Genomic DNA, 15391 nt, shown 5'->3' on the forward strand with positions numbered 1-15391 from the left:
AGCAAGCTCGACACCGGAATCAACGGCTGACAGCCATGTGGTAACGACAAAGTTCGATGTACCACCAAGAAATTGACGTCGAAGATTCGACTACCGAGAGGTGACGAATACCTGTGATGCGACTGTCTCGCGTGCTGACCGGCCTCGTGGCATCGGCCGTCATCGCTACGACCATGGGTGCTAATTACGCGTCGGCCAAAACCGGCAGTATGGCGGAAATCAATGACGGATTCTGTCAGCGAGTGAAGGTCGGAGGTATGCTGCCCGAATTCTATCAGAAATGGGCGAAGGCCCTGGACGACGAAACAGACACGTTCAAGCCGGCGGGTTTTCACCCATTTTACGAGACCCGAAAGGCGCTGTACGGTGACGGGGAGCTCACCGCGAAGACTGCAAAAATGTATTGTGAAGGCACCGGGGAATTCATGGAGAAATTCGAACAGCTCAAAAATAAGCATCGGACCGGATACAAGCCGGAATATGATACGGAAAAGGCTCGAGCCAACCATCTGAAGAAGAAGGAAGAGAAACTCGAGGCTCTCCTGAAGGAATATCCCGCCGAGTCGAGCTGATCGGCCACACCGAGATCGACGCCCGGCCCCGTTCACCGCGACGAACGGGGCCGGGCGACGAGGGTTCGCGTACTAGCCGATCCCAGCCAGCACCGGGTGCATGCTTGCCATGGCCATCATGCCGATCGCAGCGCTCGAGAACGGGACGATCCGCACCGGACCCATCAGTAGAAATGCGATGTGGCTGGTCACGGTAAGGACCAGAATGGGTGCCGTGGGCACGAGCCCCACAGCGCCGAGACCGAGGAGCAGCTCGGCGATTGTCGCCGCGACCGCCGCACTGCGGCAGGCGATGCGCAGCGACGGGGCGCACAGCAGTGCTGCGAGTCGGTCCGGATGTAATAACAACAGCGGCAGGAAATCACGATTCCCCGCCGCCGCTTGGACGCTGCCGTAGGCGAGATTGTCGAGTATGACACGACCGGAGCAGAACTGAGCGGAGCGCAGCTTACGCACCGCGGCAACCAAATACAGTTGCCCCGCGCAGAACGAGGCCAGGAGCATACCGGAGTTTGCCGGCACCTGCGGGAACGACCGGCTGAGCTCATGGACGAGCATGGAGGCGGCCAACATCGCGATACACAGAGAGGTGAAACGGGCGCTGCGCCGATCTTGCTGTGTAAACCAGGCAATGATGGCTGCGCAGCAGGCCGCACCGACCAACCCGCCGATCATGGGGGTGATGAGCGGAGTGGGGACCAGCCCGGCGGCTGCGGCCAGTAGTACCCAATTCCAGCGGCGGGCACTGACCCGCGCCCGGTCGTCGATCCAGCCCACTCCGCTGCGGTAGTCATTGCCGGTCAGCCGCCGCGGGCGCCGATTGTCGCGGAGGAGGATTCCCGCTTTCCAGGAACAGGCCAGCGCGAGGCAGGCTAGTGCGACCGTGGGCATGTCAGCCTGCGCAGAGTGTCTGCGAGACAGTCCAACTCGGTGCCCGCGGGCAGGTCGGCCTTCGTGAGTCGGAGTCGCAGTGGGTCGTAGCGCACGAAATGATTGCCGGCGCGCCCGATGATCAGTCCTTCGATCGGATGTGCGGGCCGAGTCCTCGCGAGCAGCCGGACGAGATCGGCCGCGGTCAAGGGATGGCTGTCAGGGGTGAGTCCCAGGTCGATGGGCCGGGCCGGACGTGGCCGATCGGACTCGATGATCCACAGGAATGCCCTGTTGGAATGCGAGTACATCGCCCACGAGAACCGCCGGTATGGGCTGATGGTGGCGCCCCAGGTCACGGAGACGCCGAGCGCGAGAACGGCGAGCAGCTCAGTCATGGTCGGCGCCGATTTCGTAGCAGGAGACGTGGTAGATGCTGGTCTCGGTCAGCGGACCGCGGCGCCAGTCGCCCCAGCGGTGCCGCAGCTGCAGTCCGGCCAGCTGGGCCATCAGGTCGAGTTCGCCCATCCCGGCGTATCGGAACGACACGTCGAAGCGGTGTACACACTCGGGCGTCGTGATCGAGTAGTGCGAGGTGTAACCCTGCGTCACACGGTGCAGGGTTCGCGAACGAATCACACGATCGCCGTTCGCCGTCGGTAGCGCGCGCTCGGCCGCGGCCGCGGGTCGGCACAACCCTTCAGGAAGGAAGGCGTCGAACATGAAGACGCCGCCAGGTCGCAGGCGGCGCGCGACGTTGTGCATGCATCGCAACTGGTCCTGCTGAGTGGACAGTTCGAAGAACGTGCCCGATGCCAGATAGATCAGCGAGAACGTGCCGGGCGCGGCGACATCGGCGAAGTCTCCCATGGTGATCGGAACGGCCGAACCACCGGGCTTGCGGCGCAGACTGGCCACCATTTCCGCCGAGCCGTCGACACCGTGGACGTCCACGCCATGTTCGCGCAGCGGCAACGCGATCCGCCCGGTGCCGATCCCGAGCTCCAGAACTGGCCCCGGCCCGGCCAGTTCGGTCAGCAGACCCACCGTGTCCGCAGCCATGGCCGATGCGCCGAACCAGGCGTCGTACTTGTCGGCGAAGACACGGGCGTACTCCGGGGCAGGTGCGTCGATCATGGATGTGGCTCCTGTGGGCTCAGCCGAGGGGGTGCGGCAGGCGATTGCGCGCCTCGGGGTGGGACGGGATCTGTTCCTCGTGATCGGGCAATCGTCGTGCGCCGGGCGCGACCACTCGACCGACTGTGGCGGGCTGGTCGGATTCCACGGCGATTCCGGCGATCGTGGTATCCACCCACACCACGTCCTCGCCGGTGTGATCGCCGAGGGCACCGACGAGATCGTGGTCGCGAACCGCCCCGACGGGGTCGCCGCGGAACGGGCGGTCATCGGAGCCGCGATCGGCGGGGCCGAGCAGGTGGTCGAGACTGTCCTGCCGGTAGAAGGTATGGACTGCGTGTTGTAGTGGTCCGCGCGGAGATTGGGTGCGGGCCAGGGTGTGTCGGCTGGACCGGGCGCTGGGGGTGCGCATACTCCAGCGCACCATCAGGGCCTCGTTGGTGGCGATCTCGGTGGCGCTGTCTATCGCGAGCTCATCGTCGTCGGCCGTAGCGCGGAGGCCGAAGCTCTGGTGGCATCCGGTGTACTCGGCCAGGCACACCACAATGCAGGCTGTTCGCGCGGGGCCGGGGATGAGAAGTATGGTGCGGACGAGTCCCAGTGCATCCAGTTCCGGCACCGTCTCGCACGAAGTGAGAATTGTGCGCGGGGCACCGTCGTACCATGCGCGCCAGAACAAATCGCGTTCGAGCACCTCGAGCAGACCGTGCCGGCGCGCCGACTCGACCGTGCGGTGCGCGGACAGGCCGGCCGAACCCGGGGACATCGGGGGCGGCCCACCCGAGGGCGGCCGGTGTCGCACGAACGCGGCGCACGCGGGCACGAGCACCTCGCGGTGGTCCGCCAGCGATACGCCTGTCACCCAGACCAACGGTCGTTCCCGGATGTCGGGCACGGTGGACAGTTCCGGCCAGGCTCGCGGGTCTATGGCCGGTGCGCCACGGCGGCGCAGAAGAACGAAAGAGATCTCGGGTGAGCATGATTCGGCTCGGCGGCCCGCGAGGACGTTGCTCATTCGTTCGCAGAGTTCGCCCCGCGCGCGGATCCGGACCTGCGGCTCGGCCGTTCCTGCCGCGGCTCCGACGAGCACATCCCCGCCGTGCTCGATCGGTCCGGCTGCCCGTGGTACTCCGGTGAAGGTGGCGCTGCGGGCAGCGACTCGTGCGAAACACAGGTGCGCGTATTGCTCGAACGGGTGTGATACGTGGATGGGGCCGAGGCCGAGGCCGATCACGATATCGGTTCCCGGATCGACTCCGCCGCGCGAAGAATCGACCCCGCCTCATCGATGACCGCGATCCCGGCGTCGGACAGCGCCGTGGCATGGGCGCGGCCGGTGCCTACCGCGCGCAAACCCTTGGCCAGCAAGCGATCACGGCGGACACGCACCGAGGCGTGCTCCTCGGCGCCACGCTCGAGGATGAGGTCGTACAGCCGGACGCATCGGGTGATAACCACGATTTGCTGGAACAGTCCCGACAGTGGGCGGGGGTCGGCGCGCAACGGGGTGCTGACCCGTTGCACGTCGGCGGTGAGGAAATGCGTTCTCAGGCAGGCGATATTGCATCGGTTATGGGTGGCCTCGTGCACCAAGGCTTCCGCGACCCGGCAGTGTGCGGGCAGGCTGTCACTGCCCACGTCGAATCTGGTGCGATTGAGGTAGACCGCGCCGTGGGTGGTGAAGTCGGTGAAACCATTGATGCTCGGTCCGGCGAGCAGTGCGAGCTGTCGGACAACGGTGGCCATCTCCGCGAACATCTCCGGCCATACCCGATGGATCAGCTCGGCGGCCGTATGTGCCAGTTCGCGGTGGCGTTGCGGCCAGTCCACGACGGTGGCCTGGGGTTCGATGCCTGCTCGGCGCGGGATCTGCGCCAGCGCCCGATGGACACTGTCGACCAGATGCGGTTCGGGGGGTGCCAGATCCACTTGCCAGAACGCGGCCAGCGGTGGGTGGGTACGTCGGTTGCTCGACTCCGCCCGGTCGAGAACGGTGGATAGTTCCGTATCGAATCCGGAAGTAGCGCAACAGTTGTCGACATCATTGCGGCTCCGTTGGATCCACTGCGCGGCGGCCACGAGACCCGGATAGCACCAGGACGGTTCTCCGCAACCAGCTCCCACATTCAATGCACGGTGAATCGCCTGCTGGGATGTCCGGCCGGTTACCACCTGCTCGAGCAGCGACCTTACGAGTCGGATCAGCACCAGTTGATCCACGGCGGCCGATTCGGCGTCCGGTAGGACTCGCACGTGTCTCCCCCTCCGTCATCCTGATGTATCGATCGCGAACCCGGCCGACGGGTGTGGTTTCCATCTCCCGCCAGCCGAGCAGGAAGGGCGGCTTCGTTACTCAGTCGTCCGGAAGGTCAATCATGAGGGGGAAGTTCTGCAATTCGGATTGCTCGACGAGTTCGATCTCTATGACCTCAATGTTGCTTTCGTCCATGTCCATTCCCTCCGGTCATCGGTCTGCTCGAGGTTGCACGCGATCCAGCGCGGGTCACGCTACCCGACGGCAGCCGGAGATCGCGTTGGTATAGCCGACACAGTGATCGCCTTCTTGAAGCTCCGGACAAATAGAAGAAAGGTTGCAACCGTCGCACATGTGATAGAACTCGGACATCGCGGTCGGTGTGTTCGAGTGTTGGCCTCGCGCAGGTTGATTCGTCTACTCCAGCACTGAAGCGCGAAGACTTCCTGAAGTTCGGCGAGCAGTCGAGGGTGTTGGCGGCGAAGGGCGCCACGGCCTTGCGATGGATGGCGGGCACCGGCTACCAGGACATACAGTTTGGTGCGGCTGAAGAGGTTCGATGATTTCGGTACGCCGGTACGAGCCTTTGAGGATAATTCATACTGACGAACGATTTCTATTTCTTACGAACTTGCACCTCTTATTTCCGGGCTTGTGCCCGGATGGTCTGACCACCAACACACCCACAAAAGAAACATGACACCGAAGGAGGCATGCGATGCCCATGTACACGTGCACTTCCCCCGCAGGCACGCTGGATGAACGGCAAAAGGGCGCAATCGCCACAGCGATCACGGAAATTCATCACCAAGCCACCGGGGCGCCGCGTTCTTTCGTGGACATCATCTTCTACGAGGTCGCACCCGGCGACACCTTTCGAGGCGGCGACCGCGAACCCGTGTCGTTCATCAACGGCAATATCCGCGCCGGCCGTCCGCAAGCTGTCGTCCAGGGCATGCTCGTGGACATCGACAATGCATGGCGGCAGATCGTCGGCAAGTCGACGGGAAATCTCTTCATCCATATGCTGGAAATCCCCTCCAAGTCCCTGATGGAAAACGGCCACCTAGGAGTCGAGCCGGGCTCGCCGGTGGAGAAACGGATAGCAGCGGAGGAGGAGCAAGCAAGGCGAGCGGAACCGGTTCGCCGGCCCTGACTGCACATGCCGAATTCGCCGGGAAAGCCCTTGTCCAACAGTCAATTTCGGTGACGGTTGACTCTCGGGGAGCTGCTCATGACAACTCGAAAGGAAGGTCTGTCGTGTCGGAAAACTTTGGAGATTTCCAAATGGGGGTGTACGCCGCCGCCGACAAGGGCGTCACCTCCCGTTTCCCTTTCGACTATCGATCGATCGAGCGGAAAGCGGCAGCGACACTTCCGGAGTGGGTGTACAGGTATGTGTCGGCAGCCGCCGGGGACGGGCGGACCCAGCAGGCCAACATCGACGCGTATGCACACTACGGAATCGTTCCCCGGATGATGGTCAGCCCGCCGCAGCGTGATCTGTCGATCGACCTGTTCGGTAAGCGTCTGGATTCGCCGATCTTCATGTGTCCGATCGGCTTGGTCGGCCTGTGTTCGCCAGATTTTCAGGGTGATGTGGCGGCCGCGCGAGCATCGGCCGCCACCGGCGTGCCGTTCACGCTGTCCACATTCTCCCAGGCCCCGATGGAGGATGTGATCAAACAGACCGGTGTCACGCCCAGCTTCTTTCAGCTGTATCTTCCCGGCGATCGGGAGCTGGCGGCCAGCCTCATCGGCCGTGCCGAGGCCGCCGGCTATTCCGCCTTGGTGGTGACGGTGGATACCTGGACTCTGGGGTTCCGGCCGTCCGATCTGGAGCGCGGAAACTTTCCGCAGTCCCGCGGCTACTGCATGGAGAACTACTACTCCGATGAGAACTTCACCAGGCATCTGGCCAAGCCGCCGCACGAGGATCAGCCGGCCGCGTTGGCTCATTACGCCAAGATCTCCGCCCACCCGTTGACCTGGGAGGATCTGCGCTGGATTCGGTCACAGACCACCCTGCCGATCGCGGTCAAGGGGATTCAACATGCCGATGATGCGCGCATGGCGATCGACAACGGCGCCGACGTGCTGTATTGCACGAATCATGGTGGCCGCCAGGCCAATTCAGGAATACCAGCCCTCCAGCTGCTACCGGCGGTCGTCGAGGCCGCCGGTTCCACTCCGGTCATGTTCGACTCCGGCGTGCGCGATGCGACCGATGCTGTCATCGCGTTGGCGCTGGGTGCGGCGGCGGTGGGGATCGGGCGGCCGTATGCCTACGCATTGTCCTACGGTGGGACAGAGAGCCTGACTCACTATCTGAAGTCTTTCCTGGCCGAATTCGATCTGATGTTGGCGATCTGTGGATTCACCGATATCGCCACCCTCAAACAGGCCGGCGTCGAACGCACACTCACGGCCGGCTGTAGATGATGAGCCTCCCGGTGAGTTAGGAGACTTCATCTCTTGGGACGGATGGAGTCGTGTCGAGGAGGAAGTATCCGGCCGAGTTATCAGGGTGTGATCACTACACGGCCGGTGATCTCCCCTGCTTCCATCCGGCGGTAGACGTCCATCATGTCGTCCAGACCGGATGTGGTGATGGCGGCGGTAAGTTGGCCGCGGCCCGCGAGATCGAGGACCTCGACCAGATCGGGCCGCGTTCCCCAGTAGACGGTCTGCACCGATACCTCGTACGCGGTGGCGAAGAATGACAGTGGCAGCGTGCCGCCCGCCAACCCGACCAGCGTCAGATCGCCCATACTTCGCGCGGATTGCGCACCGAGAGCCAGGGTTTGGGTGGTTCCGACGAAGTCCAGGATCACGTCCGCGCCGCGTCCGTGGGCCACGTCGCGGATCTGCGCGGCGGTGTCGTCGGCGGGGTCGACAGTGAGGTCCGCTCCGCACTTTTCGGCCAGCGCGCGAGCATCGGCACGGTTGTCGACGGCGATGATGCGCGCGGCGGTGGTGGCCGCGAGGATCTGCACGGCCAGATGGCCCAGGCCACCGACCCCGATGACTACGGCCGTACTTCCGGGCTGGAGCTTCGGCCATGACCGGCGGACCGCGTGGTACGGCGTGAGACCCGCGTCGGTCAGCGGCGCGGCCTGGACCGGATCGAGCCCGTCGGGCAACGGCAGCAGATAGCGTGCATCGGGAACCAGTACGTAGTCGGCCATCCCGCCGTCGAGGCCGAGACCGCACCCGCCTGCCGGGATCGGCGCCGCAACCGGGTCCTCACAATAGTTTTCGGCGCCGACCCGGCAGCGGGCGCAGGCGCCGCAACCCCATGCGCCGTGTACTGCGACAGGTAGTCCGATCTCCAGATCGGTGACGCCGTCGCCCAGGGCGTGCACCCAGCCGGCGATCTCGTGGCCCAGCGTGAATGCCGGATTCCAGGGCACTGTTCCGATATCGAAGTCCCGCATGAGATGCAGGTCGGAGTGGCACGCGCCGGAGCCACCCACCTTGATCACGACCTGCCCGGGACCGGGTTCCGGCTCGGGGATATCCATCAGAACCGGTTCGGACTTCCACTCGAGTAATCTCCAAGCTCGCATACCTCCAGCATTCCCAGTCGGCAATCCATGCGGCAACGCAGAATATGGCCTGGGCCAAAGGGTTTGGGCGGAATTCGGTCCAGCGGGCATTGGGTGTCACGTCAGATCAGGGCCCGGCGCAATGAATTCCTCATACGGCCGTGCCGGTACGAGGCGTACACCGCGCTCAGTCCGATCAGATCAGTAGGACACGCAGGCCTCACAGCACTACGGCGGCACATGCAGCTGGTACAGACGAGTCACGCGCCCATCCGAGATGGAAGAAACTCTCAGGCAGGGCATGCGACGGGCTATGGTTGTCGGCATGGCATCACCCGAGTTGTTCAGATCATCGGCGCCTCCGGCGTTGGTAGCTGCCTCGACTCCGCGGGCCATCCATGATGCCCTGGTCGGCGAGGAGCAGGCGGAGTTCGCTCGCCGCTACGGCCAGGAAATGGCGGCTGCGGCCGAGTCACTGGACCTGACAGGCGTGCTGGCGGTGCTGGCGACCTTCCGCGAGATAGCCGAAACCACCCAACGACACGGCGCAGACGACCATCTCCGGATGCTCGCGCAGGTCGAGAATCTCCAGCAGGGCCGCAGTGTGGCGACGATCGGTGCGTCCGAGCATCGAGCGGAGATCAACACCAAACTCGCCCGATAAGCCGGGTGTACCGCTACGAGATCGTCGCTGATGCGCGCGTACAGGTCGACGGCCTACCCACAGATGCATTGCTGCACTATGCCGAGCTGATCTCATTCCTCGAGTTGACCCCATGGGAGGGGCCTCCCTATCGCGACGACAAACCCGACGGCAGCATGCGCCGAATGGTCTTCGGTCCAGACGGTGGCGGTCTGGTCGTGTACGTGGTGTTGGAACAGGATCGCCGCGTGGTCGTGGTCAGCGTGACCTGGATCGGCTGATAGTCGAAACGCGTGCGTTCGAGGCGTTGCCAGTAGGAGCTGAAGGCAACTCGGGCCATGCCGGCAGAGCGCGACGTGCCGTCGTTGGAGACGTTCCGAACTGAGAGCGGCGATTCGCGAGGGTACCGAAGCCAGTAGACCTTGGGTTTCGTCCAGTTTTCTTGCTCGCGTGGCATTTTCGGCGAGGTCGAGAAACTTGTGCGGTCTGCGCTCGGACGAAGTGGGCGGCAGCCTTGGTGTGAAAGGGCCGATACAAAGGTTGCATAGCCCGGTGCGTTCAGGCGCGGTCAGACTGATGATGGCTCGTTCAACAGTTCGCTCGCCTCATTCGCGATCGGCGAAAGCGGGTGGGGCGGCGGGTAATTCGTGGCGTAATGATGCGCCGCGTCGGAGACTCATCATCGGAAAAGGGGTATACCGTGAGTGCGGACGCCAGTGTGAAGACTGTCGAGTCCCTTTATGAGGCCTTTGTGCACGGCGATGCGCCGGGCCTTCTGGAGAAGCTGTGGGATGACATCGACTGGGCGATGGAGACCACGTCCACCGCGATGCCGTGGTACGGCGTGCGGCATGGCAAGGATGAGGTCGCTTCGTTTCTCCAGCAGCTCGACTCGACGATGGAGGTGAAGGACTTCACTCCGGTCCTGTTCGCGGTGCACGGCTCCGATGTGCTCACCGTGGTGCGATTCCGGGCGGACAATCGTGCTACCGGCGTACCGGTGGCGATGGATTTGTACCAGCGGTTCACCTTCCGCGACGATAAGATCTTCTACTTCCGTAGTTCCGAGGACACCGCGCAGATGGTGGCTGCCTCGCATGGGGCCTGATTACGCGCCCACCATGCGGAGGGCAAGTCGGCAGTAATGATCGGCGATGGCTTCCGGGGTGAATCGTCCTTCGTCCCGGAACCATCGCGCGACATCGATGCCGAGTGAGAGTACGGCGATCGAGGTCATATCGGGATGGTCGATGTCGAACGCACCGCTCGCGTTACCGGCGTGCAGCACAGTCCGCACCATGGTGATGACCTCGCGGCGGATCGCGAGGACCTCGGCGCGGTGCTCCGGAGCGAGTGATGCCAGCTCGTAGCTCACGATGCGACCGAGGGTGTGATTCACCGCGTACTCGAGCACGAAGGCGCGAATCATGCCGGCCAGCTGCTGTGCCGGGTCGTCGGTGGCGGCGATCTGCTCCGTGAACAGCCGGGCGACGTGCCGATGGCCCTCGAGTGCGATCAGGTAGAGCAGATCCTCCTTGGATTTGTGATGTACGTACACCGCGGCCGGGCTCATGCCTGCCCGCGCGGCGATATCGCGAGTCGTTGTGCCGTGGAAGCCTTTGGCCCCGAAGGCTTCCGCCGCGGACGCGAGTAGTCGGCTCTTCGCATCCGCCGGGGCTTCGGTGGTGTCGGTCACAGGTCTCCTTCGCATATTCGTATTGACCAGTATGGCTACTGCGCGGCAAACTAAGCAAGCGCTTAGAGCTAAGCAAGCGCTTAGTCAGTGCCTGTCTCGCTGGTGTAGTGCGAAGGAGTTGACCGACATCATGACCATTGATTCCGAGCTGGATACCCGTGTGTTGCCGGCGCTCGATCTGAGTCGCCTGCGTGGATTTCTCGACGAGCGTATGCCCGGTCTGGTGCGGGGGGCGCTGGTCGCGCGCCTGATCACCGGTGGGCGCTCCAATCTGACGTTCGATGTCACCGATGGTTATTCGCGGTGGGTGCTTCGGCGGCCGCCCTTGGGGTATGTGTCCGCGACCGCCCACGACATGGGCCGGGAGTTTCGGGTAATGGGTGCGCTGGCCGGGTCTGCGGTGCCGGTGCCTGTGGTGCAGTGCGCCGACTCCGAGGTTCTCGGCGCCCCGTTCTATCTCATGAGCAAGGAACGGGGAAAGACGTATCGGTATGCGCGCCAGCTGATTTCGCTGGGAGGGGAGCGAACTCGCGAAATCTCGGAGCGACTGGTCGACGCTCTGGTCGATGTGCATGCGGTCGATTACGTCGCGGTGGGACTGGGCGATTTCGGGCGTCCCCGGGGTTATCTCGCCCGTCAGGTCGAGCGCTGGCGTCTGCAATGGGATGCGTCGACCCTCCGCGATGTGCCGGGTATGGGCGAACTGCATCGCCGGCTCGAGGACGCGGTACCGGCAGAGTCGGCGGCAACCATCGTGCACGGTGACTTCCGGCTCGACAATCTGCTGTTCGGCGGCCAGGATCGGGTCGGCGCCGTCGTCGGCTTCGAGCGGATCGGTGTTCTCTCCGAGCCGCTGGTGGACGCCGGGCTCGCGGCATTCGAGGAGGTGTAGCCATGCCGCTGGATCCGGCTATCGAGGGCTTCATGAAGCAGCTCGAGACCGACAAGACGACCATCACGGAGAAACGGGTGAGCAACAGGCTGCTGACGTTCGCCGTCTCCCCGAGGCCCCCGCAGGCGGCCGGTCAGGTTTCCGGCGGCATGGTCGCCGGGGTGCCGGTGCGGATGTACCACCCCACAACGCCCGGCCCGTTGCCGACGGTCGTCTACTTCCATGGCGGCTGCTTCGTTTACGGCGATCTGAACACCCATGATCAGATCGGTCGTCGGCTGAGCAGGGACACCGGCGCCGTAGTGGTCAGTGTCGGCTACCGACTCGCCCCGGAACATCTGTACCCGGCCGCGCACGACGATTGTCTGGCGGTGACCAGATGGGTCGCCGATCACATCGACGACTATGGCGGGGGGAATCTCGCGGTGGCGGGGGACAGCGCGGGAGCAAATCTGGCAGCGGCCGTCGCTCTCGGTTTCAGGGATGAGGGGCGAGCCTTGGCCGGTCAATTGCTCGCCTACGCCAACCTCGACCTCTCCGGCCGCCACTACCCGTCGCACGATGTCGGTGCGACCGGGCCGTTCCTGAATCCCGTTGAAGCCGCGGACTTCACCGAGCTCTATCTGTCCAGTGACCCCTCCGCCCGCGATCACGCCCCGGCCTCCCCGCTGCTGGCCTCGAACTTCGCGGGCCTGGCGCCCGCCGTGATCGCGACTTCCGAATACGACCCGGTGCGCGACGAGTGTTTCGCTTACTCCGATGCTCTTACCGTCGCCGGTGTGCCGGTCACTCTCCACGACTATCCGGGGCTCATCCACGGATTCCTCAGTCTGGTAACCATCTCCACGGCCGCCGCCGATGCCGCGGCCGAGGTGTACGCCGAATTCGCCGCACTGATCAAGGTCTGATCGGTCCGGCGCGGCATCGGGTTACCGGCGAACGATCCGGCCGCGATCGAAGTCGCGGCCGCCCCAGACACCCGATTGCCGGGTACTGCGGGCGAACTGGGCGCACGGGGCGCGGATCGGGCAGCGGCCACACACGATTCGGGCATAGGTGAAATCTTGCGAGGGGTACGGATGCCACGCGTCGGGGTGTGGATCACCGGCACATGCCGCCCGATGCCAGTCGAGCGGCGTTGCGGGCAGGAGTGGAGCGATGATCGGAATCGACTGTAGTGCAACGTATTCGACCGCCTTCGATTCAGTCCTCGGTGCCGCCGGTTTCGTCGACGGCAGCCGCGGCCACAGTTGCCTGGATCGGAAGGGAGGTGGGCTCATGAGATCGGCGGCATGGTCAGTCGATCACGCTGGAGCCGACCGCGAGCGCTGCGAGATAGGGCAGGCAGTAGGGGCCGTGACCGCTGTGGCTGGTGAGGACGAAGCGGGCCTGCTCCAGGCTGAGGAACACCGGCGTACGGTCGCAGTCGGCGAACCGCTCTGCCCACGACTCCCGGGCGCCGGGTGAACCGTGGGTGCGATGCCGTGTCCCCGTGAGTCGGGGTTCGATGCAGGGGGCGTTCGACCGGCGGCCCGGCAGATATCTGTCTCGGTAGAACGTCCCGAGGAATGATTTCATAAACTGATACCTTCGATTCAGCCATTTACTCCTCTCGCCTGTTCGTTGGAATCTTGCAAGGATCCAACCATGCGCAGACTTTCGGAAATTGCGCACCGCGACGTGAGGAGAACGACAATGGACAGAGAAACCTCGGTGCGCAACGCGATCATGACCGTCATCAGCGAGCATTTCGCAATTCCTCGGGATCGGATCAGGGCCGAGATGACTTTCGCGGACCTCGACCTGGATTCTGTGGCGTTGGTGGAGCTCGCTGTCGTTCTGAAGGAGGACCTCGGCCTCGATGTGACGGACGTGGACTTCCTCATGGAGGACAGCATCGGACGGCTCGCCGAACTACTGGCGGTCGGTCCGGCCAGATAGCTGGTGCTCGGAGGCCCCCGTGCCTCGTACCGTGGTCGCATTCGGTATCTCGCCGGCGAGATACATCGACTTGCAGGTCCGGCGGCGCACCTTTCCGCTGGTCGTCTTGGCTACCAAACCCGGCCCGCCGACGACCACCACATCGCAGGAGAGCAGGTGGTCCAAGCGCAGGCATTTGCGAACCGCGTCGGCGATCTCCTGGGCCGACAGTCCGGTCGAGTGATCGCTCGAGGTGTGCACGCTGGTTTCCGCGAAGACCACCAGTTGTTCGGCACCGCCGTCGGGGGGCGTCACGGAGAACGCCGCGATGCCGCCGGGCCGGATGTGCGGATGGCATCGGCGGACGCTTTCCTCGAGGTCCTCGGCATGGTAGTTGCGGCCGCGCACGATGATCACATCCTTGAGCCGGCCCGTGATGAACAGTTCACCGTCGGCGAAGAAGCCCATATCGCCGGTGCGCAGGTAGCCGCGGATATCCCGGCCGTCGGCGACTTTCGCGTAGAAGGTCGAGGCGGTCTCGGCGGCGCGGCCGAGATATCCGGCGCCCTTGGTGGGAGAGTCCACCCAGATCTCGCCCACGCGGTCTTCGGGGCAGGGCAGGTGCGTCTCCGGATCGATGATCCGTACGCGGGAGCCGGGTTTGGTGATCTGCCCGCAGCCGAAGTAGGTGGTGGTGCGCCGAGCCGCCTCTGTGTCCGCGGAGTCGAGCGGGACCACCTTGCCCTCGGCCAGCGCGTCGGCATCGACGGTGAGCCGCATCCGGCCCCAGGAGCTGACGCTGAGAGCGGCTTCGGCCAGACCATAGGTCGGACAGAAGGTTTCGGGGCGCAGGCCCGTGACCGCGAATTCGGCGAAGAAGCGGTCGATGGTCCGGGGCAGGATGGGCTCCCCGGCGGACATGACGACCTCCATGTGGCTGAGATCCCAGGCCCGCCGCTGCTGTGGCGTGGTGCGGCGGACCGACAGGTCGAAGGCGAAGTTGGGAGCGGGGCAACCGTTGGCGCCGACTCGCGACATCGTCTCGAACCAGATCGCCGGCGACCGGATGAAGTCCAGGGGCGATAGGAGGTGCATATGCCCGCTCCCGCTCAGCCCGTTGAGGATCACGGCGATGAGGCCGAAATCGTGGTAGTGCGGCAGCCAGGAAACTCCGACGGTGTGGGGTCCCATGCCGTAGTCGCGGGTGTTGGACTCCACTTCGGCGATCAGGCTGCGGTGCGTCATGACCACGCCGCGTGGTGTGCCGGTGGATCCGGAGGTGTACTGCAGTAGAGCGGTCTCGTCGATGCTCGCGGGGGAGTGCCACGCCCGTTCCGGATCAGGATCGGAGTCCTCGTGCCGGTCGGTCGGATACCAGGGAACCTCGGGCCAGCCGAGGCCGCCGCGGGTCGTCGCGCCCCGCGACACGGCCAGCTTTCGCAGGTCGTCGTAGGCGGTGCAGGTGAGTACACCGCGAGCCCGGCAGTCCCGTACCGCGGCAATGAAACCCGCTTCGTTCCCTCGGCCCTGACCGGGGACGGGCGGGAGCACCGGCGCGGGTATCACTCCGGCCATGAAACAGCCCACCAGGGCCGCGATGAACTCGGGTCCGTGCGGATAGGCCAGAATAGCGCGGTCCCCGGGCGCGAATCCGGCCTCGTCGAGAAGTCGGCGCACCCGGGACGCCTCGGTCGCCAAGGAATCCGGGGTGAAGACGTGTTCGTCCTCGCCCGCCCGATTCACAAAGGTGAACAGCGGGCGGTCCGGATGACGTTCGCGATCGGCGGCGAACAGATCGAGAATGGATTTCTCCTGCATCATGCCTCCTGAGTGCCGACAGTGGAATCGGTTGCGGCCGT

General features: G+C 64.4%; 19 protein-coding genes. 9 read left to right on the plus strand and 10 right to left on the minus strand.

Features of this window, described 5'->3' with window-relative positions; translation table 11 throughout:
• The first annotated feature begins 131 nt into the window (after positions 1 to 131).
• Complete coding sequence (locus ACIA76_RS37460) at positions 132 to 572, plus strand: hypothetical protein (RefSeq protein WP_397159161.1); 441 nt, start codon at positions 132 to 134, stop codon at positions 570 to 572.
• A gap of 72 nt (positions 573 to 644) precedes the next feature.
• Here ACIA76_RS37460 and ACIA76_RS37465 read toward each other — a convergent pair whose 3' ends face one another.
• The 5 genes from ACIA76_RS37465 to ACIA76_RS37485 are packed head-to-tail and all read right to left on the minus strand — an operon-like array spanning position 645 to position 4832.
• Positions 645 to 1463, minus strand: coding sequence for a hypothetical protein (locus ACIA76_RS37465; protein WP_397159163.1), 819 nt, complete (start codon positions 1461 to 1463; stop codon positions 645 to 647).
• Positions 1445 to 1840: a hypothetical protein gene (locus ACIA76_RS37470; RefSeq protein ID WP_397159165.1), complete on the minus strand. Its 396-nt coding sequence runs from the start codon at positions 1838 to 1840 to the stop codon at positions 1445 to 1447. Before ACIA76_RS37470 ends, ACIA76_RS37465 begins: the two co-directional genes overlap by 19 nt.
• The gene (locus ACIA76_RS37475; protein ID WP_397159166.1) at positions 1833 to 2579 is read right to left on the minus strand and encodes a class I SAM-dependent DNA methyltransferase; all 747 of its coding nucleotides are present in this window, start codon (positions 2577 to 2579) and stop codon (positions 1833 to 1835) included. Before ACIA76_RS37475 ends, ACIA76_RS37470 begins: the two co-directional genes overlap by 8 nt.
• Positions 2580 to 2598: 19 nt before the next feature.
• Positions 2599 to 3813, minus strand: a complete 1215-nt coding sequence (locus ACIA76_RS37480) for a YcaO-like family protein (RefSeq protein WP_397159168.1) — start codon at positions 3811 to 3813, stop codon at positions 2599 to 2601.
• The gene (locus tag ACIA76_RS37485) at positions 3810 to 4832 is read right to left on the minus strand and encodes an aKG-HExxH-type peptide beta-hydroxylase (RefSeq protein WP_397159170.1); all 1023 of its coding nucleotides are present in this window, start codon (positions 4830 to 4832) and stop codon (positions 3810 to 3812) included. Before ACIA76_RS37485 ends, ACIA76_RS37480 begins: the two co-directional genes overlap by 4 nt.
• A gap of 719 nt (positions 4833 to 5551) precedes the next feature.
• On the opposite strand from ACIA76_RS37485, the gene ACIA76_RS37490 reads away from it, so the two are divergent.
• Both ACIA76_RS37490 and ACIA76_RS37495 read left to right on the plus strand, forming a co-directional pair.
• The gene (locus ACIA76_RS37490) at positions 5552 to 5989 is read left to right on the plus strand and encodes a tautomerase family protein (protein WP_397159172.1); all 438 of its coding nucleotides are present in this window, start codon (positions 5552 to 5554) and stop codon (positions 5987 to 5989) included.
• Between the two features lie 104 nt (positions 5990 to 6093).
• On the plus strand, positions 6094 to 7275 hold the full coding sequence (locus ACIA76_RS37495; RefSeq protein WP_397159174.1) for an alpha-hydroxy-acid oxidizing protein: 1182 nt from the start codon (positions 6094 to 6096) through the stop codon (positions 7273 to 7275).
• A gap of 80 nt (positions 7276 to 7355) precedes the next feature.
• On the opposite strand, the gene ACIA76_RS37500 is transcribed toward ACIA76_RS37495, so the two are convergent.
• Complete coding sequence (locus ACIA76_RS37500) at positions 7356 to 8402, minus strand: NAD(P)-dependent alcohol dehydrogenase (protein ID WP_397159176.1); 1047 nt, start codon at positions 8400 to 8402, stop codon at positions 7356 to 7358.
• A 304-nt stretch (positions 8403 to 8706) separates the two neighbouring features.
• Here ACIA76_RS37500 and ACIA76_RS37505 point away from each other — a divergent pair, with 304 nt between their 5' ends.
• From ACIA76_RS37505 to ACIA76_RS37515, 3 genes are all read left to right on the plus strand, one after another.
• On the plus strand, positions 8707 to 9045 hold the full coding sequence (locus tag ACIA76_RS37505) for a DUF6247 family protein (RefSeq protein ID WP_397159178.1): 339 nt from the start codon (positions 8707 to 8709) through the stop codon (positions 9043 to 9045).
• Positions 9046 to 9050: 5 nt separating this feature from the next.
• Entirely contained in the window at positions 9051 to 9305 is a 255-nt protein-coding gene (locus tag ACIA76_RS37510) for a hypothetical protein (RefSeq protein WP_397159180.1), read from the plus strand.
• A gap of 419 nt (positions 9306 to 9724) precedes the next feature.
• Positions 9725 to 10132: a nuclear transport factor 2 family protein gene (locus tag ACIA76_RS37515; RefSeq protein ID WP_397159183.1), complete on the plus strand. Its 408-nt coding sequence runs from the start codon at positions 9725 to 9727 to the stop codon at positions 10130 to 10132.
• Here the strand turns inward: ACIA76_RS37515 and ACIA76_RS37520 are convergent, their stop codons facing one another.
• A complete protein-coding gene (locus tag ACIA76_RS37520) occupies positions 10133 to 10720 on the minus strand; it encodes a TetR/AcrR family transcriptional regulator (protein ID WP_397159184.1) in 588 nt (195 codons plus the stop codon).
• Between the two features lie 130 nt (positions 10721 to 10850).
• Between ACIA76_RS37520 and ACIA76_RS37525 the strand changes: the two genes are divergently transcribed.
• Together ACIA76_RS37525 and ACIA76_RS37530 are read left to right on the plus strand one after the other, a co-directional pair.
• On the plus strand, positions 10851 to 11612 hold the full coding sequence (locus tag ACIA76_RS37525) for a phosphotransferase family protein (RefSeq protein WP_397159185.1): 762 nt from the start codon (positions 10851 to 10853) through the stop codon (positions 11610 to 11612).
• A 2-nt stretch (positions 11613 to 11614) separates the two neighbouring features.
• Entirely contained in the window at positions 11615 to 12520 is a 906-nt protein-coding gene (locus tag ACIA76_RS37530) for an alpha/beta hydrolase (RefSeq protein WP_397159187.1), read from the plus strand.
• A 21-nt stretch (positions 12521 to 12541) separates the two neighbouring features.
• On the opposite strand, the gene ACIA76_RS37535 is transcribed toward ACIA76_RS37530, so the two are convergent.
• Together ACIA76_RS37535 and ACIA76_RS37540 are read right to left on the minus strand one after the other, a co-directional pair.
• Complete coding sequence (locus ACIA76_RS37535; RefSeq protein WP_397159189.1) at positions 12542 to 12892, minus strand: WhiB family transcriptional regulator; 351 nt, start codon at positions 12890 to 12892, stop codon at positions 12542 to 12544.
• Between the two features lie 16 nt (positions 12893 to 12908).
• Positions 12909 to 13190, minus strand: coding sequence for a hypothetical protein (locus ACIA76_RS37540; RefSeq protein ID WP_397159191.1), 282 nt, complete (start codon positions 13188 to 13190; stop codon positions 12909 to 12911).
• A 117-nt stretch (positions 13191 to 13307) separates the two neighbouring features.
• On the opposite strand from ACIA76_RS37540, the gene ACIA76_RS37545 reads away from it, so the two are divergent.
• The gene (locus ACIA76_RS37545) at positions 13308 to 13553 is read left to right on the plus strand and encodes an acyl carrier protein (protein WP_397159193.1); all 246 of its coding nucleotides are present in this window, start codon (positions 13308 to 13310) and stop codon (positions 13551 to 13553) included.
• Here the strand turns inward: ACIA76_RS37545 and ACIA76_RS37550 are convergent.
• Positions 13527 to 15350, minus strand: a complete 1824-nt coding sequence (locus tag ACIA76_RS37550; RefSeq protein WP_397159195.1) for a fatty acyl-AMP ligase — start codon at positions 15348 to 15350, stop codon at positions 13527 to 13529. The two genes, ACIA76_RS37545 and ACIA76_RS37550, sit on opposite strands and share 27 nt — an antisense overlap.
• Between the last annotated feature and the right edge of the window lie 41 nt (positions 15351 to 15391).

This window comes from Nocardia sp. NPDC051570 (genome assembly GCF_044454005.1).
Taxonomy (GTDB): domain Bacteria; phylum Actinomycetota; class Actinomycetes; order Mycobacteriales; family Mycobacteriaceae; genus Nocardia.

Bases quoted from the DNA above. Each gene is read 5' to 3' on its own strand.
- ACIA76_RS37465 (WP_397159163.1), bottom strand. From the start codon at position 1,463: ATGCCCACGGTCGCACTAGCCTGCCTCGCGCTGGCCTGTTCCTGGAAA.
- ACIA76_RS37470 (WP_397159165.1), bottom strand. From the start codon at position 1,840: ATGACTGAGCTGCTCGCCGTTCTCGCGCTCGGCGTCTCCGTGACCTGG.
- ACIA76_RS37475 (WP_397159166.1), bottom strand. From the start codon at position 2,579: ATGATCGACGCACCTGCCCCGGAGTACGCCCGTGTCTTCGCCGACAAG.
- ACIA76_RS37490 (WP_397159172.1), top strand. From the start codon at position 5,552: ATGCCCATGTACACGTGCACTTCCCCCGCAGGCACGCTGGATGAACGG.
- ACIA76_RS37500 (WP_397159176.1), bottom strand. From the start codon at position 8,402: ATGCGAGCTTGGAGATTACTCGAGTGGAAGTCCGAACCGGTTCTGATG.
- ACIA76_RS37505 (WP_397159178.1), top strand. From the start codon at position 8,707: ATGGCATCACCCGAGTTGTTCAGATCATCGGCGCCTCCGGCGTTGGTA.
- ACIA76_RS37525 (WP_397159185.1), top strand. From the start codon at position 10,851: ATGACCATTGATTCCGAGCTGGATACCCGTGTGTTGCCGGCGCTCGAT.
- ACIA76_RS37530 (WP_397159187.1), top strand. From the start codon at position 11,615: ATGCCGCTGGATCCGGCTATCGAGGGCTTCATGAAGCAGCTCGAGACC.
- ACIA76_RS37535 (WP_397159189.1), bottom strand. From the start codon at position 12,892: ATGAGCCCACCTCCCTTCCGATCCAGGCAACTGTGGCCGCGGCTGCCG.
- ACIA76_RS37540 (WP_397159191.1), bottom strand. From the start codon at position 13,190: ATGAAATCATTCCTCGGGACGTTCTACCGAGACAGATATCTGCCGGGC.
- ACIA76_RS37545 (WP_397159193.1), top strand. From the start codon at position 13,308: ATGGACAGAGAAACCTCGGTGCGCAACGCGATCATGACCGTCATCAGC.
- ACIA76_RS37550 (WP_397159195.1), bottom strand. From the start codon at position 15,350: ATGCAGGAGAAATCCATTCTCGATCTGTTCGCCGCCGATCGCGAACGT.